The sequence below is a fragment of the Sphingomonas sp. CL5.1 genome, assembly GCF_013344685.1.
GTDB lineage: Bacteria > Pseudomonadota > Alphaproteobacteria > Sphingomonadales > Sphingomonadaceae > Sphingomonas.
Map to the genome: position 1 here is coordinate 783672 of NZ_CP050137.1, position 21329 is coordinate 805000.

Sequence of the window (21329 nt, forward strand, 5' to 3'; positions counted from 1 at the left end):
GCGACGCAACGCAAGCACCGTAACTTAACGATTGCAAGAAATGCAAGCGAACTGGCTTTCTTCGCACTTGCACAATAACCTGCCGCGACGCACATAGGACGGGCCTTTCAGGCATCCTCTCCTATAAACTTTCATGGGCCGGTCCTCGCGATCGGCCCTTTTTTTATGCCTGCGCCGATGCGCGCGGCATCTCGCAACCGGCGCCGATCGTTTCTATCTTTCATAGCGAGGCTGTTTGGAGATCGGATAGTGGCGGACGGTGGCGAGGCGACACGCAAGTTGCAGGTGGCGAATGCGCGGCCGGAAGATTCGGGCCGCGGCATCGCTCATCTTCCGCGCGCCTTCATGACGGCGGCGGGCATCGCCGAGGGCGACGTCGTCGAGATCGCCGGCAAGAAATCCACCCCCGCCCGCGCGGTCGGCCCCTATGCCGACGACGAGGGGCTGGAGATCATCCGCATCGACGGCCTGCAACGCGCCAACGCCGGCGTCGGCGCCGGCGACTATGTCGAGGTGCATCGCGCCGAATCGAAGCCCGCGACCCGCGTCGTCTTCGCGCCGGCGCAGCAGAACCTGCGCCTGCAAGGCTCGACCCATGCGCTCAAGCGCACCTTCTTCAACCGACCGCTGTGCCAGGGCGATATCGTCGCGACCGCCGGGCATCAGCGCGTGCAGAACATGCCGCCGAACATGGCGCAGTTCGTCAATGCCCCGGCCTATGCGCTCCAGGAGATCCGCCTCGTCGTGGTGTCCGCCGCGCCCAAGGGCATCGTCCATATCGACGAGAATACCGAGGTGGAGCTGCGCCCCGAATATCAGGAGCCGGGCGACGCGCGGCGCGCCGACGTCACCTATGACGACATCGGCGGCATGGCCGCGACGATCGACCAGCTCCGCGAGATGGTCGAACTCCCGCTGCGCTATCCCGAATTGTTCGAGCGGCTGGGTGTCGAGCCGCCCAAGGGCGTGCTGCTCCACGGCCCGCCCGGCACCGGCAAGACGCGGCTCGCCCGCGCCGTGGCGAACGAGAGCGACGCGCAATTCTTCCTCATCAATGGCCCCGAGATCATGGGCTCCGCCTATGGCGAAAGCGAGCAGCGGCTGCGCAGCGTGTTCGAGGAGGCGGCGAAGAACGCTCCCTCGATCGTGTTCATCGACGAGATCGATTCGATCGCACCGAAGCGCGGGCAGGTCACCGGCGAGGCGGAGAAGCGCGTCGTCGCCCAGCTCCTGACGCTGATGGACGGGCTGGAGGCGCGCGCCAACCTCGTCGTGATCGCCGCCACCAACCGGCCAGAGGCGATCGACGAGGCGCTGCGCCGCCCCGGCCGCTTCGACCGCGAGATCGTCGTCGGCGTGCCGGACGAGCGGGGGCGGCGCGAGATCCTCGGCATCCACACGCGCGGCATGCCGCTGGAGCATAACGTCAGCCTCGACGAGCTGGCGCGCTCCACCTTCGGCTTCGTCGGGGCGGATATCGCCGCGCTCACCCGCGAGGCGGCGATCGAGGCGGTGCGCCGCATCATGCCGAAGCTCAACCTGGAGGAGCGCACCATCCCCGCCGAAGTGCTCGACACGCTGGCGGTGACCCGGAATGACTTCATGGAGGCGCTCAAGCGCGTCCAGCCGTCCGCGATGCGCGAGGTGATGGTGCAGGCGCCGACCGTGCGCTGGGCCGATATCGGAGGGCTGGACGACGCCCAGATGCGGCTCAAGGAAGGGGTGGAGCTGCCGCTCAAGGACCCGAACGCCTTCCGCCGGCTCGGCATCCGCCCGGCCAAGGGCTTCCTGCTCTATGGCCCGCCCGGCACCGGCAAGACGCTGCTCGCCAAGGCGGTGGCGCGCGAGGCGGAGGCGAATTTCATCGCCACCAAGTCGTCCGACCTGCTGAGCAAATGGTATGGCGAGAGCGAGCAGCAGATCGCCCGCCTGTTCCAGCGCGCGCGCCAGGTGGCGCCGACGGTGATCTTCATCGACGAGCTGGACAGCCTCGTCCCCGCCCGCGGCGGCGGGCTGGGCGAGCCACAGGTGACCGAGCGCGTGGTCAACACCATCCTCGCCGAGATGGACGGGCTGGAGGAATTGCAGTCCGTGGTGGTGATCGGTGCGACCAACCGGCCGAACCTGATCGATCCGGCGCTGCTGCGGCCGGGGCGGTTCGACGAGCTGATCTATGTCGGCGTGCCGGATCAGGCGGGGCGGCGGCGCATCCTCGCGATCCAGACACAGAAGATGCCGCTGGCGCCCGATGTCGATCTCGACGCGATCGCGGCGGACACGGATCGCTTCACTGGCGCCGATCTGGAGGACGTGGTGCGCCGCGCGGGCCTGGTCGCGCTGCGCGAATCGCTGGAGACGAAGCAGGTGACGATGGCGCATTTCCGCGCCGCGCTGAAGGAATCGCGTGCCAGCGTGACACCGGAGCTGGAGCAGGAATATGCCCAGATCGCCGCGAAGCTGAAGCAGGAGGCGAACGCTCCGCAATCGATCGGCTTCGCCATGCCGGGTCAGCCGGCCCCGCGCCGGTGACCGCCGCTCAGTCGGCCAGCGCGTCGCACGGCGCGTCGGCCGGCTGGTCGCGCAGCTGCTTCCAGCAATAGGCGAACAGCAGCAGGCAGGCGAGGCCGGCGGCGAGATAGGGCAGCGGGTGACGCAGTTCGTACAGCCCGACGCCGATCGACGGACCGAGGATGAAGCTCGCGCCGTTGATGCTCGTCACCTTGCCCGCGACCGATCCCTGTGATTCGTATCCGACCGCGAGGCTGGACCCCGCCGTATAGCCCGGCCGGATGAAACCGAAGCCGAGGCTCGCCAGCGCATAGGCGGTGGCGATGCCGTACAGCGAGGTCGCCAGGCCAGTCAGCGCGGCCCCCGCCGCCGCCAGCAGCAGCCCCCACAGCACCAGCGCGCGCGGGGCGAGGTTGAGCAGCGGGATCAGTCCCCATTGCGCGAGCAGCGAAGCCCCCGCCCCCATCATCAGCACGATGCCGGTCGGCTCCAGCGCGGCGGCGGGGGCAAGGTGCATCCGGTCGATGACGAGGAAGCCGACCACCTGGCTGGTCATCGCCTGCGCATGGCCGGCGACCAGGCCGACGATCATCCAGCCGCGGATGCGCCGGTCGGTGAACTTCACCTCCGCCCCGTGCGGCTCGGTCGCGGCGCGCACGCTGGCGCCGGTCGGTTGGCCGCCGATCGAGGGATAGGCGCTCATCGCGCCGTAGACTTCGCCCTCGACATCGCGATCGTCCGCCAGCATCCGCCTGACGGTCAGGAACATCGCCAGCCCGAACGCCGCGAAGATGAACGCGGGGCCGGCCAGCCCGATCTCGAACGACCCGAACGTGCCAAGGATCAGATAGGGCGCGATCGCCGGGCCGAGGATCGTCCCGAGGCCGAAAGCGGAGGCGAGGAGGGTCAGCGCGCGGGTGCGCTCCTCCCGCGTGGTGTTGCCGGCGACCATCGCCTGCACCGCCGGCGGCGCGGCCGAGCCGAAGGTGCCGTAGATCAGCCGCCCCAGGATGAACAGGCCGAAGGCGGCGGTGCCGCTGATCCAGCCGTTGATGCCCGCCGCGAGGAACAGGCCGCAAAGGCCGAGGCTGACGGTGAAGCCGCCGACGCCCAGCAGCACCATCGCGCGCCGTCCCTGCCGGTCCGAGCGATTGGCCCAGAAGGGCGCGGCGATCACCCACAATAGCGCCGAGACCGAGAAGGCCGCCGCCACCGCGCTGTCCATCACCCCCAGCGAGCGGCCGAGCGCGGGCAGCACCGATTGCAGCGCGGTGTTCCCCGCCGCGATCGTCAGCATGACGAGGAACAGCAGCGTGAAGCGCCGGTCGAATCCGCGCGTCACGGCCGCGTCCAGGCATAGCCGCGCTCGACGCGCGTCACGATCACCTGATAGCGCTCATACCATTCCGCCCGGCCGCGCGCGCGGATCGCGGCATGTTCGGGATGGTCGCGCCATGCCAGCGCCTCCGCCTCGCTGCCCCAATAGGAGACGGTGATGCCGAATCCGTCCGCGTCGCGGGTGCTGTCCACCCCGCGATAGCCGGGCTGGCGGGCGGCGAGCGCGTCCATCGCGGCGGCCGCCGCCGCATATCCCGCCCCATCGGCGGCGGTGCGCTGCGAGACGAAGATCACCGCCACCTGCCCCGCCCGGTCCACGCTCGTTCCGTCGTGCATGACGCCCGCTTAGGCGCTTGCCGCGCGGACGCAACCCCGGCCGTGCAACTGTTAGCGCTTGCCCAGCGTTCGAAAGATGTGCGACGGGGCAAAATCCTATCTTGCCCATTTCCACGTCCGGGAGTGACATAGCCTCGATGCCCAGTTCGACCAGTGCCGTCCGCCGCGCGCGGTCCCGCCCCGCCGGCATTCCGGGTCCGTGGCAGATGTTTTTCCAGGGCTTCCTCAAGCATCCGGTGATGGTGGGATCGATCATCCCCTCGTCGGAGAAGCTGATCGAGAAGATGCTCGGCCCCGTCGACTGGCAGCGGTGCAAGCTGTTCGTCGAATACGGCCCCGGCGTCGGCACCTTCTGCCGCCCGATCCTGAGCAAGATGGCGCCGGACGCGACCCTGATCGCGATCGACACCAACCCGGACTTCATCAATTACCTGCGCCACACGATCGTCGATTCGCGCTTCGTGCCGGTGCTCGGCTCCGCCGCCGACGTGGAGAAGATCGTCGCCGATCACGGACATGAGAAGGCCGATTACGTGCTTTCCGGCCTGCCCTTCTCCACCTTGCCCACCGGCGTCGGCCCGGCGATCGCGGCGGCGACGCAGCGCGTGATCCGCACCGGCGGGGCGTTCCTCGTCTATCAGTTCAGCCCCAAGGTGCATGATTTCATCGCGCCGCACTTCCCGCGCATCGATCACGGGATGGAATGGTGGAACGTCCCGCCGGCCCAGCTTTACTGGGCATGGAAGGACGCGGAGTAAGGCCGGGCGCGGGCGGGTCGGCATGGCCGAACCCGTCCGGCGACGGTCCGCTGTCGTCATCCCTCAATCGTCGATGCCGAAATTCAGCCCGCGCGACAGCGTCGGGTCCGCCACGCCGACGATCAGATAGGCGAAGAACTGCTTCACCCGCTGCCACCAGCCGGTCGCGGCGCGATAGGCTTCGGGCGTGATCTCGATCGAGCGCGCCACCTCTCCGTCGATATAACGGCGGACATAGGCGGCGAAGGCGGCATCATCGATCCGCAGCATCAGTTCCAGGTTGATGAACAGGCTGCGCATGTCGAAATTGGCGCTGCCGATATGCACCGCATCGTCGATCGCATAGAGCTTGGTGTGCAGCTTCGACGGCTGATATTCGAAGATGCGCACCCCCTGTTTCAACAGCCCGCGATAGCTGAAGCGCGCGGCGGCGACCGTGGCGTTGTTGTCCGATCGCGCGGCGGTGACGATCCGCACCGAGTCGCCGCGCCGCGCCGCGCGGTCCATCCGCCGCAGCATCGTCGGGCTGGGCGTGAAATAGCCCGCGATGATGTCGATCCGCGCGGCCAGCCGCATGTCGTGCCGCACCGCGCGCGCCCAGGGAGACAGCCGCCGCGTCGGGCCGCCGATCAGCCAGCGCACCCGCCCCGCCGGCTCGCTCCACCGCGCCAGCACCCGGCCGAGATGGCGCGTCCGCCCCGCCGGAAGCAGCACCCATTCGCGCAGTGCATCGAAATAGCGCGCGATCCGCCGCGCCGCCGGTCCCTCGACCAGCAGGCCGAGATCGCGCCACGCATCCGCTTCGTCGGCGGCGAAATAGTCATTGGCGATGTTGAACCCGCCGATCATGATCCGCGCCTCGTCGGCCAGCGCGAGCTTCTGGTGGTTGCGCAGCAGGTAGCGGCGGCCGAAGCGCGGCGCGAACCAGCATACCGGGATGCCGGCGGCCTCCAGCGGGTCGAAGAAATGCTTGCGGCTGGCCGCGTCGCTGCCGAAACCGTCGACGATCAGCGCCACCCGCACCCCGCGCGCGGCGGCGGCGAGCAAAGCCTCATTGACGCGCCGGCCCGATTCGTCGTCGGCATAGATGTAATAGAGGATGCGCAGGCTTCTGCGCGCGCCGTCGATCAGCGCCACCAGCGCGTCGAGCCGCGCCGGCCCCTCGGTGAGCAGGGTCAGGCGATTGCCCTCGACGGTGAACGTCTCCATCGCGCCCATGTTGGCGGGGCGGCGGCCCGGCGACAAGCGCGCTTTTCTTGACTTTGCGCGCCCGCGCACCTAGATCGCGCGCCTTCACCCAGCGGAAACAACGAAGGAAAGCGTCCATGGCGCGCGTGACGGTCGAGGATTGCGTCGACAAGATCCCCAACCGCTTCGATCTGGTCCTGCTCGCGGCACAGCGCGCGCGGCAGGTATCGGGCGGCGCGGAACTGACGATTGATCGCGACCGCGACAAAAACCCGGTGGTCGCGCTGCGCGAGATCGCCGAGCAGACGGTCCTGCCCGACAACCTCGAGGAATCGCTCGTCGCCAGCCTGCAACGCGTGCAGATCGACGATGATGACGAGGCGGATGCGGTCGGCAGCCTCGCCGCGTCGGCGGAGGCGCTGCGCCTCACCGCCGCCGCCCCGCCGCGCAACCAGAACCTCGGCGCCGATTACGAGGGCTGAGCCCTTCGGCACCCGACAGAAAAAGGCCGCGACCGTTTCGATACGGTCGCGGCCTTTTTCGTTTGGACCTCAGGCCGCCGACAGCGCCCCGTCGCTGACGAACATGTTCCATTGCCGCTCATGGCCGAAGGTGCTGGCCTTGCCATGCCCCGGAATGAAGGTCACGTCGTCGCCCAGCGGCCACAGCTTCGTGACGATCGACTCGACAAGCTGCTGGTGATTGCCCTGCGGCAGGTCTGTGCGCCCGACCGAGCCCTGGAACAGCACGTCGCCAACCTGCGCGAATCGCGACGGCGCGTGATGGTAGATCACATGACCCGCCGTGTGGCCGGGCGTGTGATAGACGTCGAGCGTCAGCTCGCCGACCGTCACCGTGTCGCCGTCCTCCAGCCAGCGGTCCGGCTCGAACGGCACACCGCGAATCCCCCAGTTGCGGCCGTCGTCGGCCAGCCGGGCGAGCCAGAAGCGGTCGTCCTCGTGCGGCCCCTCGATCGGCACGCCCAGCTCGTCGGCCAGCGGCTTCGCCTCGCCGGCGTGGTCGATATGGCCGTGGGTGAGCAGCACCTTCTCCACCGTCACCCCGGCCTGCGCGATCGCCGCCTTGATGCGCGGGATGTCGCCGCCGGGATCGATCACCGCCGCTTTCTTCGTCGCGGTGCACCAGACGATCGTGCAATTCTGCTCGATCGCCGTGACCGGCACGATCATCGCGCGCAACGCGGGTTCGGTCATCGAAACGATCCTTCAGCAAAAACCATGTTTGAGTCCTAACCGCGTCCCCGCCCTTGCCGCAAGGCGATGCGGCGGGCATCACCGCGCGCGATGCTGCCACCCGCCCCCTTCGTGCTGCTTGACGACGCCCGCGCCGACGGCGCGCCCGCCCGGCTCTACAGCGCGCCAGCGGCGGTGATCGAGACGCATTCGCCCGGCGAGGTGACGGCGGCGCTCGCCGAACTGCGCGCGGCCGTGGCGGCGGGGCGGCAGGCGGCGGGGTTCCTCTCCTATGAGGCGGGGCATGTGCTGGAGCCGGGCGCGGGGCCAGCGCCGCGATCGCCGACGCCTCTCCTGTGGTTCGGCCTGTTCGATGGTTTCGCGAAGATCGCCGATCCGGCCACCTTGCTCCCCGATCCCGCCGGCGCATGGGTCGGCGCGCCCGAGCCGGAGGTGTCGCGCGCCGAATATGACGCGATGATCGAGCGGGTGCGGGCGCTGATCGCGGCGGGCGACATCTATCAGGCCAACCTCACCTTTCGCGCGTCGGTGCCGTTCGCCGGCGATCCGCTCGCGCTCTACGCGGCGGTGCGCGCGCGGGCGAAAGCTGGCTGGGGCGCATTGGTGGCGACAGGGCGCGAAACGCTGCTCTCCTTCTCGCCCGAATTGTTCTTCGATCTCGCGGATGGGCGCATCACCTGCCGCCCGATGAAGGGCACCGCGCGGCGCGGCGCCGATCCGGCGCTCGATGCGGCGGCGGCCGCCGCGCTGGCGGCGGACGGGAAGCAGCGCGCCGAGAATCTGATGATCGTCGACCTGATGCGCAACGATCTGTCGCGCGTCGCCGTGCCGGGTAGCGTCGCGGTGCCGGAACTGTTCGCGGTGGAGCATTATCCGACGGTCCATCAGATGACCTCCACCGTCACCGCCATGCTCGATCCCGCGCATGACGCGATCGACGTGCTGGCGGCGCTGTTCCCGTGCGGCTCGATCACCGGCGCGCCGAAGGTGCGCGCGATGCAGGTGATCGGCGCGGTGGAGCGAGCCCCGCGCGGCCCCTATACCGGCGCGATCGGCCTCATCGACGCGCCGGGAGCGGCGCAGTTCAACGTCGCGATCCGCACGTTGCTGGTGGACGGCGCGGGCCGCGCGACGATCGGGCTGGGCGGCGGCATCGTCGCCGAATCCGCCGCCGCCGCGGAATGGGACGAGGCGCTGGCCAAGGGCGCCTTCCTCACCCACGACGCGCCGCGCTTCGACCTGATCGAGACGATGGCGTTCGACCCGGAGGAGGGCGTGCTGCGGGTGGAGGCGCATCTCGCAAGGATGAAGGCCAGCGCCGAGGCGCTCGGTTTCGCCTTCGACCGCCACGACACGCGCAACGAATTGCAGGCGGCGACCTTCCGCCTGCGCCGTCCGGCGAGGATCAGGCTGCTTGCCGCGCGCAGCGGCCGGATCGCGATCGAGATCGGCCCTGCTCCCCCGCCGCGCGCCGCGCCGCTGGAAGTCGCGCTGGTGCCGCTGCCGGCCGCGCCCACCGATTTTCGGCTACACCACAAGACCAGCGCCCGCGCCTTCCTCGATCGCGCGCGCATGGCGGCGGGCAGCGACGAGGTGGCGTTCGTCAGCCCGGATGGCTTCCTCACCGAAGGCAGCTTCACCACCATCTTCGTCGAGCGTGGCGGCACGCTCGTCACGCCGCCGCTGATGCGCGGTCTGTTGCCCGGCATATTGCGCGCCGAACTGCTCGCCGCGGGCCGCGCGGTGGAGGGCGATCTCGCTCCCGCCGATCTCTCGGACGGCTTTTTCGTCGGAAATGCACTGCGCGGGTTGATGCCGGCCGTTGTTGCGGTTGCGAAATCGGAACTGCCCCCGCTATAGGCGCCGCGACATAAGCGGATTGCGCAACCGCGCTTTCGCGAAACATCAAGAGGCCTGCCCCATGAAGCCCTCCGCCGCGCTCGACCGCATCAGCCCCTCTCCGACGCTCGCCATCACCACCAAGGTGCTGGAACTGAAGCGCACCGGCGTGGACGTGATCGGCCTCGGCGCGGGCGAGCCGGATTTCGACACGCCCGATTTCGTCAAGGAAGCTGCGGTCCGGGCGATTCGCGACGGCAAGACGAAATATACGAACGTCGACGGCACGCAGGAGCTGAAGGAGGCGATCGTCGCCAAGTTCAGGCGCGACAACAACCTCGATTACACGACGCAGCAGATCAGCGTGAACGTCGGCGGCAAGCACACCCTGTTCAACGCGCTGCTCGCCACGCTCAACCCCGGCGACGAAGTGATCGTCCCCGCGCCTTACTGGGTGAGCTATCCCGACATCGTCCAGTTCGCGGGCGCGACGCCGGTGATCGTCGCGGCCGGCGCGGCGCTGGGCTACAAGCTGACCCCGGCGATGCTGGAGGCCGCGATCACGCCCAGGACGAAGTGGCTGATCCTCAACTCGCCCTCCAACCCCACCGGCGCGGCCTATACGGAAGCCGAGCTGAAGGCGCTGGGCGAGGTGCTGGAACGCTATCCACAAGTCTGGATCATGGCGGACGATATGTACGAGCATATCGTCTACGACGATTTCCGCTTCACCACGATCGCCGAGGTCTGCCCGTCCCTCTATGAGCGCACCCTGACGGTCAACGGCTGTTCCAAGGCCTATGCGATGACCGGCTGGCGGATCGGCTTCGCGGCCGGCGCGCCGTGGCTCATCAAGGCGATGGCCAAGCTCCAGTCGCAGTCCACGTCCAACCCCTGCTCGATCGCGCAGGCGGCGGCGACGGCGGCACTGAACGGCGACCAGTCATTCCTCGCCGAGCGCAACGCGGCGTTCCAGAAGCGCCGCGACCTGGTGGTGTCGATGCTCAACCAGGCGGACGGCATCAGCTGTCCGCGCCCGGAAGGCGCCTTCTACGTCTATCCCGAGGTGGCCGGCGTGATCGGCAAGACCACCCCGGCGGGCAAGCAGATCGAGAACGACAGCGATTTCGTCACCTACCTGCTGGAGGACGCACGGGTCGCGGCGGTGCAGGGCGTGGCGTTCGGCCTCTCGCCGGCGATGCGCATCAGCTATGCGACGAGCGAGGAGATGCTGCGCACGGCGTGCGAGCGCATCCAGACCGCCTGCGGAGCGCTCCGCTGAGCGACAATGGTTTCAGCGACGAAACATAAAGTTTCGATCGCTGAAATAGCGCGGCAAAGCGCGGACACCTATATCGCACCTGCGAGATGAACGGCGGCGCCAGCCGGGGTTCAGCAAGCCCGACTATAATTTCCCCTGCCGCCGGCCGGACACGTTCCGCCCGCCGACCCGTCCAAGTATCGATGAAGAGACCCGAGCGTATGACCCGTTTCCTCAAATCCACCTTATTGTGGCAGTTCACGGGCGGGTTCGTGATCGGTGCGGTCGGGCTGTTCGCGCTGCACCCGGCGCTCGCCGACACGCCCGCGCCGGACGCGCCGACGCACGTCGTCAGCGCGAAGTAAGCGGGCGCGCTTCCTCCACCAGCAACACCGGCACGCCGTCGCGGATCGGATAGGCGAGGCCGGCGGCGTCGGAAACCAGCTCCCCCGCCGCCTCGTCGTAAAGCAGCGGCTGGCGCGTGACGGGGCAGGCCAGCCGCTCCAGCAGCCACGGATCGATCATTGCAGCGTCACGCGGTCTTCGCCGTCGTGGCGGCCGAAGAATTGCAGGAGCTGGACGATCAGCTCGGCGCGCTCGGCGATCGTCGGGGTTTCGAGCAGCGCCTGCTTCGCCGCCGCATCGAACGGCGCGATCTGCGCGATGCCGTTGACGAGGCTGGCATCGTCGAGCCGCCCCACCGCGTTCCAGTCCACCGCATAGCCCTGCGCCTCGGCGAAGCGTTTCGATTCCATCTCCAGCCCGGCACGTGCGGCGAGCGAGAGCGTGTCGTCGGCCGGGGTTGCGATCAGCTCCGCCTCGACCTGACGGAACTTCGTCGTCACCTCCAGCTCGCGCGCGACGCGGAACAGCGACATCCCTTCGAGCACGATGTTCGAGCGCCCGTCGTCAAGCATCTCGACCTCAACGATCCGACCGACGCAGCCGATGTCGTAGAGTGGCGGCGGCTCGCCCTCGCCGCGCGGCTGGATCATCCCGATCCGCCGATCACGCGCCATCGCGTCGGAGACCAGCGCGCGATAACGCGGCTCGAAGATGTGCAGCGGCAGGTGCATCCCCGGAAAGAGGATCGCGCCGGCAAGGGGAAAGATCGACAGCCGCGTCATGTCACCCGAACAGGATCGCCGAGAGCTTGCGGCGCTGCTGCGACACCCACGGGTCCTCCAGCCCGACCACCTCGAACAGCTTGAGGAGCTGCTGGCGCGCGGCGCCCTCGTTCCACTCGCGGTCGGCGGCGGTGATCGCGAGAAAGCCCTCCGCCGCCGCATCGCGATTCCCCGCCGCCATCTGCGCGTTGGCGAGGTCGTAGCGCGCCTGAAGGTTCGCCGGATCGGCCGCCACCGCCGCCTCCAGCGGGGCAAGATCGGACACTTCGGGCGCGGATTTAGCCAGCTCCACCGCGGACCGGGCACGCTCGATATCGGGCAGCTTCGCGACATCCTCCGGCAGCGCGGCGATCGCGGCCTCGGCGGCCGCAAGGTCGCCCGCCGCCACCAGCGCGCGGATGCGGCCGGAGAGGACGGCGTGGTGATCCGGCGCCATCTCGACGAGCTGGTCGAAGATCGACAGCGCACGCTGCGCGTCGCCCGAAGCCAGCACCTCCTCGCCCATCGCGATCAGCGGCTCCAGCTCCGCTTCCTGCGATTGCGCCTCGCCCTGGATCGGGAGCTGGCGCAGGAGCTGGTCGAGCGTCGTGCGGAGCTGCGATTCGGTGCGTGCATTGGTCAGGTCCGCGACGAGCTGGCCCTGGAACATCGCATAGACGGTGGGGATCGAGCGCACCTGGAATTGCGCGGCGATGAACTGGTTCTTGTCGGTATCGACCTTCGCCAGCACCACACCCTTGTCGGCATAGGCCGCCGCGACCTTTTCGAGCACCGGCGCCAGCGCCTTGCACGGCCCGCACCATTCGGCCCAGAAATCGACGATGACGAGCTTCGTCATCGACGGCTCGACCACGTCGCGGCGGAATTCCTGCACCGCCGCCTTTTCCGCTTCACTCATGCCCAGGGTTGCCAAGGGTCGCTCCAGCTTGATTGGTGCGCCCTTATGTGGGGACGGGCCGGGGGAAGCAAACCCCCCGGCCCGCCCGAAGCATCAAATGACGGTCAGAACGCGGCGGTCACCGAAAACAGCGCGGTCGAGCCGGCGATCGAGCTGCCATCCTTGGTGGAGGCGAAGTTCGGCCAGAGATAGGCCGATTTGCTCCGGCTGATATCGGTGTCGATCCACGACGCGCTCAGCGTCAGCGGCGTGCCCTTCACGACAAAATCGGCACCGATCATCCAGTCCCAGTAATGGCCGGTCGGCGCGGCGCTGGTGCCGTTGGGGCCAAGGCCGCTGTTGCCGTCCGAGTGGCCGAGGTGGGCCTTGGCGGTCAGCGGGGTGGTGGGAATGGCGGCCGACAGGTCGGTCCAGATATAGAGGTTGTCGTTCTTCGCGCCGGGATGGGTCGGCGTGCCGAGCGCATAATCCGTCGCGCCGTCATACCATTTGCCCAGCGCCTGCTGCTTGGGCGCGTAGGCGACGCCGACCAGCACCGAGGCCGGGCCGGCGGTGCCGGAGAGCTTCACGAACGGCTCGGCGAAGTCGCTTTTGTTCGCCCCGCCCGGATACATGTACCAGGTGAGGCCCGCGTCGACCGAGATGCCGCCGCCCAGCGATCTCTTGTAACCGCCGATCAGGTCCAGCTCCATGTTGGCGCCGCCGAACGTGCCCCAGCCGGCGAGGCTCGACCCCCACGTGCCGACATAGAAGCCGCTTTCGTGCGCGACGGTGAAGCCACCCTGCACCGCAGCATGCTTGTCGGACTGTGACACGCCCCGCAGGCGATAGTCGCTGACCACGGCGACGCTGCCGGTGACGGTGATGGCCTTGGGGGGGGCGGTTTCCTGCGCGGCGGCGGGGAGCGCCGCGAAACCGAGCGCGAGAGCGGGAATGAGGTAGAACGTCTTCATGTGGAACCTCCTGTTGGTCAGAGGCTCCTCCTGCTTCTCCGTCCGCCGATGCTCTCACCCGCGAAGGGCGGGCATCGGCTGGCCGGAGGTCATTACGCTAGTGCAGCATTTTATCGCTCTTGTTGCTGGATCGTGTCGAAATGTTGCTGGATACGCGCTCAGCCGGCGAGTGTGGCGATTCGGCCACGCGTCGCGCCCAGCATCTCCACCGGCGCCCCGCTGGCGCGGCGGCGCTGGAACCAGTCGCGCAGCATCTCGGCGCTGGTGTGGTCGACCGCCGCGAGCCGCGAGACGTCCAGCCGCACCGGCCTGCCCGCCGGCACGCGATCGAGCGTGTCGGACAGTTTCGGCAGGCTGACGAAGGTCGCCGCCCCGTCGAGCGCGATATGGTGCGCCTCATCCTCCGTCCGTTCCTCCACCCTGAGGCGCAGGCGACGGAAGTGCGGCAGCAGTTCCAGCAGCGACAGGCCGATGCCGACCAGCACGCCGGTCAAGAGGTCGGTCGCCACCACCATGATCAGCGTCGCCGCCCAGATCACCACCGGCAGCACGCCATGGTCGCGCAACAGATGCTTCGCGTGGGTCAGGCTCACCAGCCGCCAGCCGGTGACGACGAGGATCGCGCCGAGCGCCGCCATCGGAATCTCGCGCAACAGCCACGGCAGCAGCGCGACGAAACCGAGGATCCACGCGCCGTGCAGGATCGCCGAGGCGCGCGTCACCGCCCCGGCCTGCACATTGGCGGAGGAGCGGACGATCACGCCGGTCATCGGCAGCGCGCCCGCCGCACCGCACAGCAGGTTGCCGACGCCCTGCGCGCGCAGCTCCTTGTTGTAGTCGGTGCGCACCCCGTCGTGCATCTTGTCGACCGCCGCCGCCGACAGCAACGTCTCGGCCGAAGCGATGAAGGCGATCGCGAGCGCGCTGGCGAGCACCGAGGGATCGAGCCACTTCGCCCAGAAGCCGCTTTCCGGCGGCGCGATCGCGGCGATGATCGATTCGGGCACCGCGACCTTCGCCACGTCCAGCCCCAGCGCGACCGTCAGCAACGTCCCCGCCAGCACGCCGACCAAGGCGCCGGGCGCGAGCTTCAGCGAGGCGGGGCGCCACTTCTCCCACGCCAGCATCGCACCGATCGTCACCAGCGCGACGATGAAGGCGAGCTCCGCCGCCGCCATGTTGCTGGCGGAGAGACCGAGCAGCCGGCCGGGCATCGCGGCGAGATTGGCCGGACCGCTCGACAGCGGCTTGGCGTCGAACAGCACATGGAACTGGCCGACGACGATCAGCACGCCGATGCCCGCGAGCATCCCGTGGACCACCGCCGGGCTGATCGCGCGGAACCAGCCGCCGAGCTTGAAGATGCCCGCCGCGACCTGGATCGCGCCGGCAAGGATCAGGATCGGGCCGAGCGCGGAAAGGCCCTTGTCGCGCACCAGCTCGAACACGATCACCGCGAGGCCGGCGGCGGGGCCGCTGACCTGCAACGGCGATCCCGCCAGCGCGCCGACGACGATGCCGCCGATGATGCCGGTGATGAGTCCCTTCTCCGCCGGCACGCCGGAGGCGACCGCGATGCCCATGCACAGCGGCATCGCGACGAGGAACACGACGATCGACGCGGTGAGATCGCGCCCGAGGAACTTCAGCCGCGGCATCGAGACGCCGGGCCGGGGGATGGCCGCCTCCGTCACTCCGCCGCCTCCGCCCACGAGAAATCGGCCGCGATGCGCGGGGTGGCGCGTACGGCGACGGGCAGCGGCGCATCCTCGCGCACCGCGGCGAAGCGGCCGGTATCGCCATTCAGCGCCAGCATCTGCCCGGCGTGGATGTCGACGAACCAGCCGTGCAGCGCGATCTCGCCGCGCGCGATGCCGGCCGCGACCGAGGGATGAGTGCGCAGATGCGCGATCTGCACCACCACGTTCTCCAGGCTCGCCGCGCGCACCGCCGCCCCGTTCTCCAGCGTGGGATAGGAAGCGTCGAGCACGCATTTCGCGGCATGGCTGTGGCGCAACCACGCCGCGACATTGGGCATCCCCTCCATCAGCTCGGGGCTCACCAGCGCCTTCATCGCGCCGCAGTCCGAATGGCCGCACACGATGATGTCGCGCACCTTGAGCGCCGCGACGGCATATTCCACCGTCGAGGAGACGCCGCCGTTCATCGTCGCGAAGGGCGGCACGATGTTGCCCGCGTTGCGGCATACGAATAGGTCACCGGGCTGCGCCTGCATGATATGCTCGGGCACCACGCGCGAATCCGCGCAGGATATCATCAGCGCCTTGGGACTCTGCCCATGGGTCGCCAGTTGCGAATAAAGCGCCTGCTGGTTCGGGAATACCTGCTTCTCGAAGCTGAAGACGCGGCCGATCAGTTCATTCACGGAAGCTGCTCCTGTTGTCATGGAGCAGGGTAACTAGGCGAGCAATTTTGCTGCGACGCCGCGCGTTTGTTAAATTTTATGTCCCGGCAGGCGGATCGCCGCCTCCAGCCCGCCCGGCGCGCGATTGGCGAGCGTCAGCGTGCCGCCTTCCGCCAGCACCGCCTGCGTCGCGATCGCCAGCCCCAGCCCGAAGCCGACGGTGTCGCGCCGCCGCGCCGGATCGAGCCGCACGAAGGGTTGCAGCACCTCGCCGAGCTTGTCCTCCGGGATGCCCGGTCCGTCGTCGATCACCCGCACCGTCACGCCGCCCGCGTCGGCCTCCAGCGCGATCGTCAGCCGGTCGCCGTAATGGAGCGCGTTGTCGACCAGATTGGTCAGCGCGCGCTTGAAGCCGGAACGCCGCAGCCGCAGTTCCAGATGATCCGGCCCGACATATTCGGCCGCCCGCCCGGCATCGCTGGCATCGTCCACCAGCGTCGCGCACATCACCGCGAGATCGACCGGCACCGGCATTTCGGGATCGCTCTCCCCGCCGAGGAAGGCGAGCAGCGAGGTGACCATCGCCTCCATCTCGGCGAGGTCGTGCTCGATCGCGCCGCGCGTGTCGGCATCCCCGACCGATTCGGTGCGTAGCCGGAGCCGCGCCAGCGGCGTGCGCAGATCGTGCCCAACCGCCGCCAGCGCCTGCGTGCGCGTGTCGATCAGCGCGCGGATGCGGGCCTGCATCCGGTTGAACGCCGCCACCACGCGGCGCACGTCGCCCGGCCCATGCTCCGGCACCGGCGCGACCTCGTCATGCCCGACGCGATCCGCCGCGACCGCCAGCCGCCGCAACGGCAGCAGCGCGCGGCGCAGCATCAGCCCGCCGATCACCATCAGCGCGATCGCGGGCACCAGCGCCAGCGCGATCCGCTCCAGCCCGAAATTGAGCCGCGCGACCGGCGCCAGCGTGCGGAAATGCAGCCAGCTCGCGTCATCCAGCCGCAATCCGCCGGTCACCGCCGAGCTGGCTCCCGGCGAGGCGAGCCGGATGCGCAGATCGCGCGCGCCGAGCGACGGCTCCCATTCGACGATCTGCCGCCGCATCTGGTCCAGCGTCGGCGCGACCGGCGGGACGTGCGGCGGCTCGCGGTCCCAATGGATCTCGTAGCGATCGGTGGTGAGGTCGTCGGCCATCGCCGTGCGCTCCGCCGGCGCGCGCTCCTCGACCAGCCGCCGGCTGATGACGAGATGCTCGGCCAGCCGCCGCGCCTCGTCGTCACGCACGGAGAACTGGCTGGCGCGCTCGTAGAGCACGGTCGAGACGCCGAACTCGATCAGCATCGTCAGCAGCAGGATCGCGACGACCTGCCCGAGCAGGCCCACCGAGGGGACGAGCCGCCTCAACTGCGCTCCACCGGCACGTTGAGCATATAGCCCACGCCGCGCACCGTGACGATCGGCGCGGCGTGGCCCGCGCCCGAAAGCTTGCGCCGGAGCCGGCTGACCAGCACGTCGATCGAGCGATCCGAGCTGTCCCCCAGCCGCGTGCGCGACAGCTCGATCAGCCGCTCGCGCGCGATGACGCGCTGGGCGTGGTCGGCGAGCACGACGAGCAGGTCGAACTCCGCGCCCGTCAGGTCCACCACCGCGCCGGTCGGCGAGATCAGCTCGCGGCGCGGCAGGTTGACCCTCCAGCCCTCGAACCTCAACAGCCCCGAATCGCCCTCGCCCGAACGGCGATCGAGCGGCGGGCGGCGCAGCACCGCGCGTACCCGCGCGACCAGCTCGCGCACGCCGAACGGCTTGGCGATATAATCGTCCGCGCCCAGCTCCAGCCCGACGACGCGATCGGTCTCGCTGGAGCGCGCCGACATGAAGATGATCGGCACGTCGCTCTTCTGGCGCAGCGCGCGGCACAGGTCGATGCCGCTAGTGCCGGGCAGCATGATGTCGAGCAGCACGAGGTCCACCGGACCCGAATCGAGCGCCAGCCACATCTCCGGCGCGGCGGAAGCGGGACGCACGACGAAGCCGTTCTCCTGCAACGCGCGCGCCGTCAGCATGCGCAGCGCGGGATCGTCCTCGACTAGCAGGATCACGGGGGCGGTCATCGCGTGCTGGCCTAATCGCGAAGCGGTTATGCGGTCAACGTGACGAAGGGGGTTGGCAAGGTCTGAATCGGCTGCTAGTGGCCGCGCCTCACCCGCCCGGAACCTTCCGGGCCAGGCGCCAGAGCGGGCGTAGCTCAGGGGTAGAGCACAACCTTGCCAAGGTTGGGGTCGAGGGTTCGAATCCCTTCGCCCGCTCCAGTTTCTTATATGTACCGGTATGTCGATTGCCTTCGGGCGAGCGGGGGCTTGCTCCGTCGTCCTGCATCACTACCCCGTCCGTCCGGGTGGGATTTCGTCCAGGGGACCACGGCGCTCGTCGTTCCCTATCGTACGGCGGCGCACCGCCGTTTGCGGCGGTGAGACCCTACTTTCTGCGATGTTTCATTGATACGGCCCAATCAGACTGAAACAGGGGGAAGCTGTTGAACTCGATTTCGCACTTCGGCTCCGCGACATAGCACTTGCCGTGCGGCGAATCGGCCTCGATAGGTAGCCGTCCCGGCGTTTCTCTCCATGAGACACGCACGACATAGACACTCGCGAATGCCAGATCAGCCGGCCGCCCCAGACGCCCTACGGCCCTGTCCGCATGTTGCTTGAACGACTTCATCCGGGCGCGCCAGGCAGCTAGGATCGCGTCATGCCAGCACATTCCAATCTCCGCGCCATGAGCACCGTTGTCTTGCTCATGATCGTCTCGGGCTGCGCGGGGGGTAACTACCGTCCGGTGAGCGATACGCCGGTCAGGATCGGCCATCCTTATGTTGTCCGCGGCACCACCTACGTGCCCGCTGCGGCCCCGGCGTATGATGCGCTCGGATATGCGAGTTGGTACGGTACCGAATCCGGCAACCGCACCGCCAACGGCGAGCGCTTCCGTTCCGGTTGGATCACCGCCGCCCACACCACGCTCCCCCTGCCGACCTATGTCGAGGTGACCGCGCTCGATAGCGGACGCCGGATCATCGTACGGATTAACGATCGCGGACCTTTCGCGGCAGGGCAGCGCATTATCGATCTGTCGCGCGGGGCGGCCGAACAACTCGGTATCAAGGGACAGGGCCACGCTCCGGTGCGTGTGCGCCGTATCGACCCGTCCGAGAAGGACCGCGCGCGACTCCGCGCCGGAAAGCCCGCTGGTCCGCTCGAGCCGTTGCGTCCGTCCGAGTTGGAAGAATTGCGCGCGCAACTCGCTGGCGTGATGAGCCGGACGGGTAGTAGCCAGTATAAGGGGATGGCAATCGTCAGGCAGTGATGTCGGCCGTCAGAACAACCGAGATCGCCAGGCGGTCGCCCTGGGTGGGCGAAATTTGACGAAGCAGCGTTTTGCGCTGAGCGCGATCCGGGGAGGTTTGATTTTTCACATTGGTGGTTGCGGGGACAGGATTTGAACCTGTGACCTTCAGGTTATGAGCCTGACGAGCTACCGGGCTGCTCCACCCCGCGTCACCATGTGTGCGGCGTATATGGCCGCGTGTTCCCGCAAAAGCAAACGCCTCCGTGCGAGCGGAGGCGTCGTAGCGCCCTTGCGGGGCTTTGATTGTGAATGGGTTCTGTGGGTTTTCCCATGCTCACCGGCTGCAATGCCTGGCGACGACCTACTCTTCCATCGCTTAGGCGATAGTACCATCGGCGCTGTCGGGTTTCACGTCCGAGTTCGGGATGGGATCGGGTGGGACACCGACGCTATGGCCACCAGGCAATGAAGCAGGTGAGCGTTGGGAAAGGGTATAAAATCGATGCGCGCACTTTTCTGGCTTCGACTGGATCATCCACGTCATCATTTCAGCCCAGGGCTGTCATTGATGGCGGGACTCTCAAGCGCGAATAGGACAATTAGTATCGGTTAGCTCCACGCGTTACCGCGCTTCCACATCCGATCTATCAAGGTGGTGGTCTACCACCGTCCTGAGAAATCTTATCTCGAGGGAGGCTTCCCGCTTAGATGCTTTCAGCGGTTATCCCGTCCGTACATAGCTACCCTGCTGCGCCGTTGGCACGACGACAGGTACACCAGAGGTACGTTCAACCCGGTCCTCTCGTACTAGGGTCAACTCCTCTCAAATTTCGACGCCCACGGCAGATAGGGACCAAACTGTCTCGCGACGTTCTGAACCCAGCTCACGTACCACTTTAATTGGCGAACAGCCAAACCCTTGGGACCTGCTCCAGCCCCAGGATGTGATGAGCCGACATCGAGGTGCCAAACAACCCCGTCGATATGAGCTCTTGGGGGTTATCAGCCTGTTATCCCCGGCGTACCTTTTATCCGTTGAGCGATGGCCCTTCCACGAGGGACCACCGGATCACTATGACCGACTTTCGTCTCTGCTCGACTTGTCAGTCTCGCAGTCAGGCTGGCTTATGCCATTGCACTCTAACAGACGGTTTCCAACCGTCCTGAGCCAACCTTCGCGCGCCTCCGTTACTCTTTAGGAGGCGACCGCCCCAGTCAAACTACCCGCCACAGAGGGTCCCTGATCGGGCTTCACCGATCGAGGTTAGACATCAGAAAACAACAGGGTGGTATTTCACCTATGGCTCCACACCGGCTGGCGCCAATGCTTCAAAGCCTCCCACCTATGCTACACAGTTCCTTCCTAATGCCACTCTGAAGCTGCAGTAAAGGTGCACGGGGTCTTTCCGTCTAACCGCGGGTACTCCGCATCTTCACGGAGAATTCAATTTCGCTGAGCATGTCCTGGAGACAGTGGGGAAGTCGTTACGCCATTCGTGCAGGTCGGAACTTACCCGACAAGGAATTTCGCTACCTTAGGACCGTTATAGTTACGGCCGCCGTTTACCTGGGCTTCATTTCAGAGCTTGCACCCCTCCACTTAACCTTCAGGCACCGGGCAGGCGTCAGACCCTATACGTCGTCTTGAAGCCGACTTAGCAGAGCCCTGTGTTTTTGCTAAACAGTCGCTACCCCCTGGCCTGTGCCCCCTCGATCTGCTTGCGCAAAACGAGGGCCTCCTTCTTCCGAAGGTACGGAGGCAATTTGCCGAGTTCCTTCAGGACACTTCTCTCAAGCGCCTTGGTATACTCTACCTGACCACCTGTGTCGGTTTCGGGTACGGTCTATACGGTGGGGCTATTTCCCGGGACAGCTTCGAGGCACGATCAATCCGATAAGATCGTACAACACACACCATCCGTCACACACCACCAGGCTGCGGAATATTAACCGCATTCCCATCGACTACCCCCTTCGGGCTCGTCTTAGGGGCCGGCTCACCCTGCGCGGATTAGCCTTGCGCAGGAACCCTTGGTCTTTCGGCGAGAGGGCATCTCACCCTCTTTATCGCTACTCATGTCTGCATTCGCACTTCCGATACCTCCACGACCCATTACCAGATCGCTTCGCAGGCTTACGGAACGCTCCGCTACCGCGTGTCTTGCGACACACCCTAAGCTTCGGTGCACGTCT

At 67.5% G+C, this 21329-nt stretch carries 19 protein-coding genes, 2 tRNA genes and 2 rRNA genes (1 of these 23 only partly in view); 8 read left to right on the top strand and 15 right to left on the bottom strand.

Translation table 11 applies throughout. From position 1 onward, the window contains the following. Nucleotides 1–249 precede the first annotated feature (249 nt). On the top strand, nt 250–2529 hold the full coding sequence (locus tag F9288_RS03930) for a CDC48 family AAA ATPase (RefSeq protein WP_254621068.1): 2280 nt from the start codon (nt 250–252) through the stop codon (nt 2527–2529). A gap of 7 nt (nt 2530–2536) precedes the next feature. Here the strand turns inward: F9288_RS03930 and F9288_RS03935 are convergent, their stop codons facing one another. Beyond that, nucleotides 2537–3805 (bottom strand): MFS transporter, encoded by a 1269-nt coding sequence (locus tag F9288_RS03935; protein ID WP_174838840.1) that lies wholly within the window; start codon nt 3803–3805, stop codon nt 2537–2539. A 41-nt stretch (nt 3806–3846) separates the two neighbouring features. Further along, nucleotides 3847–4182, bottom strand: coding sequence for an antibiotic biosynthesis monooxygenase (locus tag F9288_RS03940; RefSeq protein WP_174835404.1), 336 nt, complete (start codon nt 4180–4182; stop codon nt 3847–3849). Between the two features lie 137 nt (nt 4183–4319). On the opposite strand from F9288_RS03940, the gene F9288_RS03945 reads away from it, so the two are divergent. Next, nucleotides 4320–4940: a class I SAM-dependent methyltransferase gene (locus tag F9288_RS03945; RefSeq protein ID WP_174835406.1), complete on the top strand. Its 621-nt coding sequence runs from the start codon at nt 4320–4322 to the stop codon at nt 4938–4940. 63 nt (nt 4941–5003) lie between these two features. Here the strand turns inward: F9288_RS03945 and F9288_RS03950 are convergent, their stop codons facing one another. Continuing rightward, nucleotides 5004–6158 carry a phosphatidylserine/phosphatidylglycerophosphate/cardiolipin synthase family protein gene (locus F9288_RS03950; protein WP_174838842.1) on the bottom strand — a complete coding sequence of 385 codons (1155 nt, stop codon included), beginning with the start codon at nt 6156–6158 and terminating at the stop codon, nt 5004–5006. 107 nt (nt 6159–6265) lie between these two features. On the opposite strand from F9288_RS03950, the gene rpoZ reads away from it, so the two are divergent. Continuing rightward, nucleotides 6266–6610 (top strand): DNA-directed RNA polymerase subunit omega, encoded by a 345-nt coding sequence (gene rpoZ / locus F9288_RS03955; protein ID WP_174835408.1) that lies wholly within the window; start codon nt 6266–6268, stop codon nt 6608–6610. 69 nt (nt 6611–6679) lie between these two features. On the opposite strand, the gene F9288_RS03960 is transcribed toward rpoZ, so the two are convergent. Next, the gene (locus tag F9288_RS03960) at nt 6680–7342 is read right to left on the bottom strand and encodes an MBL fold metallo-hydrolase (RefSeq protein ID WP_302675316.1); all 663 of its coding nucleotides are present in this window, start codon (nt 7340–7342) and stop codon (nt 6680–6682) included. 90 nt (nt 7343–7432) lie between these two features. Here F9288_RS03960 and pabB point away from each other — a divergent pair, with 90 nt between their 5' ends. The 3 genes from pabB (at nt 7433) to F9288_RS03975 (ending at nt 10807) form a co-directional block, all read left to right on the top strand. Then, complete coding sequence (gene pabB, locus F9288_RS03965; protein ID WP_254621069.1) at nt 7433–9202, top strand: aminodeoxychorismate synthase component I; 1770 nt, start codon at nt 7433–7435, stop codon at nt 9200–9202. A gap of 61 nt (nt 9203–9263) precedes the next feature. Then, nucleotides 9264–10463 (top strand): pyridoxal phosphate-dependent aminotransferase, encoded by a 1200-nt coding sequence (locus F9288_RS03970; RefSeq protein ID WP_174835411.1) that lies wholly within the window; start codon nt 9264–9266, stop codon nt 10461–10463. A 200-nt stretch (nt 10464–10663) separates the two neighbouring features. Continuing rightward, the gene (locus F9288_RS03975; protein WP_174835413.1) at nt 10664–10807 is read left to right on the top strand and encodes a hypothetical protein; all 144 of its coding nucleotides are present in this window, start codon (nt 10664–10666) and stop codon (nt 10805–10807) included. On the opposite strand, the gene F9288_RS03980 is transcribed toward F9288_RS03975, so the two are convergent. From F9288_RS03980 to F9288_RS04015, 8 genes are all read right to left on the bottom strand, one after another. Then, a complete protein-coding gene (locus tag F9288_RS03980) occupies nt 10794–10967 on the bottom strand; it encodes a Trm112 family protein (RefSeq protein ID WP_174835415.1) in 174 nt (57 codons plus the stop codon). The two genes, F9288_RS03975 and F9288_RS03980, sit on opposite strands and share 14 nt — an antisense overlap. Beyond that, a complete protein-coding gene (locus tag F9288_RS03985; RefSeq protein WP_174835416.1) occupies nt 10964–11569 on the bottom strand; it encodes an LON peptidase substrate-binding domain-containing protein in 606 nt (201 codons plus the stop codon). The genes F9288_RS03980 and F9288_RS03985 overlap by 4 nt, the downstream gene beginning before the upstream one ends. 1 nt (nt 11570) lies before the next feature. Further along, nucleotides 11571–12467, bottom strand: coding sequence for a tetratricopeptide repeat protein (locus F9288_RS03990; RefSeq protein ID WP_174838846.1), 897 nt, complete (start codon nt 12465–12467; stop codon nt 11571–11573). 104 nt (nt 12468–12571) lie between these two features. Then, nucleotides 12572–13420 carry a TorF family putative porin gene (locus tag F9288_RS03995; protein ID WP_174835418.1) on the bottom strand — a complete coding sequence of 283 codons (849 nt, stop codon included), beginning with the start codon at nt 13418–13420 and terminating at the stop codon, nt 12572–12574. 158 nt (nt 13421–13578) lie between these two features. Beyond that, on the bottom strand, nt 13579–15078 hold the full coding sequence (locus F9288_RS04000; RefSeq protein ID WP_174838848.1) for a SulP family inorganic anion transporter: 1500 nt from the start codon (nt 15076–15078) through the stop codon (nt 13579–13581). Between the two features lie 32 nt (nt 15079–15110). Next, nucleotides 15111–15806, bottom strand: a complete 696-nt coding sequence (locus tag F9288_RS04005) for a carbonic anhydrase (RefSeq protein ID WP_174835420.1) — start codon at nt 15804–15806, stop codon at nt 15111–15113. Nucleotides 15807–15875: 69 nt separating this feature from the next. Then, nucleotides 15876–17192 (bottom strand): ATP-binding protein, encoded by a 1317-nt coding sequence (locus F9288_RS04010; RefSeq protein WP_254621070.1) that lies wholly within the window; start codon nt 17190–17192, stop codon nt 15876–15878. Next, entirely contained in the window at nt 17189–17899 is a 711-nt protein-coding gene (locus tag F9288_RS04015) for a response regulator transcription factor (protein WP_174835421.1), read from the bottom strand. Before F9288_RS04015 ends, F9288_RS04010 begins: the two co-directional genes overlap by 4 nt. Before the next feature lie 123 nt (nt 17900–18022). Here F9288_RS04015 and F9288_RS04020 point away from each other — a divergent pair. Together F9288_RS04020 and F9288_RS04025 are read left to right on the top strand one after the other, a co-directional pair. Then, a tRNA-Gly gene (locus F9288_RS04020) sits at nt 18023–18097 on the top strand. 442 nt (nt 18098–18539) lie between these two features. Next, nucleotides 18540–19154 carry a septal ring lytic transglycosylase RlpA family protein gene (locus F9288_RS04025; protein ID WP_174835423.1) on the top strand — a complete coding sequence of 205 codons (615 nt, stop codon included), beginning with the start codon at nt 18540–18542 and terminating at the stop codon, nt 19152–19154. Between the two features lie 114 nt (nt 19155–19268). Here the strand turns inward: F9288_RS04025 and F9288_RS04030 are convergent. From F9288_RS04030 to F9288_RS04040, 3 genes are all read right to left on the bottom strand, one after another. Then, a tRNA-Met gene (locus tag F9288_RS04030) sits at nt 19269–19345 on the bottom strand. A 139-nt stretch (nt 19346–19484) separates the two neighbouring features. Continuing rightward, nucleotides 19485–19599: ribosomal RNA gene (gene rrf / locus F9288_RS04035) — 5S ribosomal RNA — on the bottom strand. Nucleotides 19600–19715: 116 nt separating this feature from the next. Then, nucleotides 19716–21329: ribosomal RNA gene (locus tag F9288_RS04040) — 23S ribosomal RNA — on the bottom strand; it runs 1206 nt beyond the window's last position.

Coding starts and splice junctions, on each gene's coding strand:
- F9288_RS03935 (WP_174838840.1), bottom strand. CDS start 3,805: ATGCTGACGATCGCGGCGGGGAACACCGCGCTGCAATCGGTGCTGCCC.
- F9288_RS03940 (WP_174835404.1), bottom strand. CDS start 4,182: ATGCACGACGGAACGAGCGTGGACCGGGCGGGGCAGGTGGCGGTGATC.
- F9288_RS03945 (WP_174835406.1), top strand. CDS start 4,320: ATGCCCAGTTCGACCAGTGCCGTCCGCCGCGCGCGGTCCCGCCCCGCC.
- F9288_RS03950 (WP_174838842.1), bottom strand. CDS start 6,158: ATGGGCGCGATGGAGACGTTCACCGTCGAGGGCAATCGCCTGACCCTG.
- rpoZ (WP_174835408.1), top strand. CDS start 6,266: ATGGCGCGCGTGACGGTCGAGGATTGCGTCGACAAGATCCCCAACCGC.
- F9288_RS03960 (WP_302675316.1), bottom strand. CDS start 7,342: ATGACCGAACCCGCGTTGCGCGCGATGATCGTGCCGGTCACGGCGATC.
- pabB (WP_254621069.1), top strand. CDS start 7,433: ATGCTGCCACCCGCCCCCTTCGTGCTGCTTGACGACGCCCGCGCCGAC.
- F9288_RS03970 (WP_174835411.1), top strand. CDS start 9,264: ATGAAGCCCTCCGCCGCGCTCGACCGCATCAGCCCCTCTCCGACGCTC.
- F9288_RS03975 (WP_174835413.1), top strand. CDS start 10,664: ATGACCCGTTTCCTCAAATCCACCTTATTGTGGCAGTTCACGGGCGGG.
- F9288_RS03980 (WP_174835415.1), bottom strand. CDS start 10,967: ATGATCGATCCGTGGCTGCTGGAGCGGCTGGCCTGCCCCGTCACGCGC.
- F9288_RS03985 (WP_174835416.1), bottom strand. CDS start 11,569: ATGACGCGGCTGTCGATCTTTCCCCTTGCCGGCGCGATCCTCTTTCCG.
- F9288_RS03990 (WP_174838846.1), bottom strand. CDS start 12,467: ATGAGTGAAGCGGAAAAGGCGGCGGTGCAGGAATTCCGCCGCGACGTG.
- F9288_RS03995 (WP_174835418.1), bottom strand. CDS start 13,420: ATGAAGACGTTCTACCTCATTCCCGCTCTCGCGCTCGGTTTCGCGGCG.
- F9288_RS04000 (WP_174838848.1), bottom strand. CDS start 15,078: ATGCCGCGGCTGAAGTTCCTCGGGCGCGATCTCACCGCGTCGATCGTC.
- F9288_RS04015 (WP_174835421.1), bottom strand. CDS start 17,899: ATGACCGCCCCCGTGATCCTGCTAGTCGAGGACGATCCCGCGCTGCGC.
- F9288_RS04025 (WP_174835423.1), top strand. CDS start 18,540: ATGCCAGCACATTCCAATCTCCGCGCCATGAGCACCGTTGTCTTGCTC.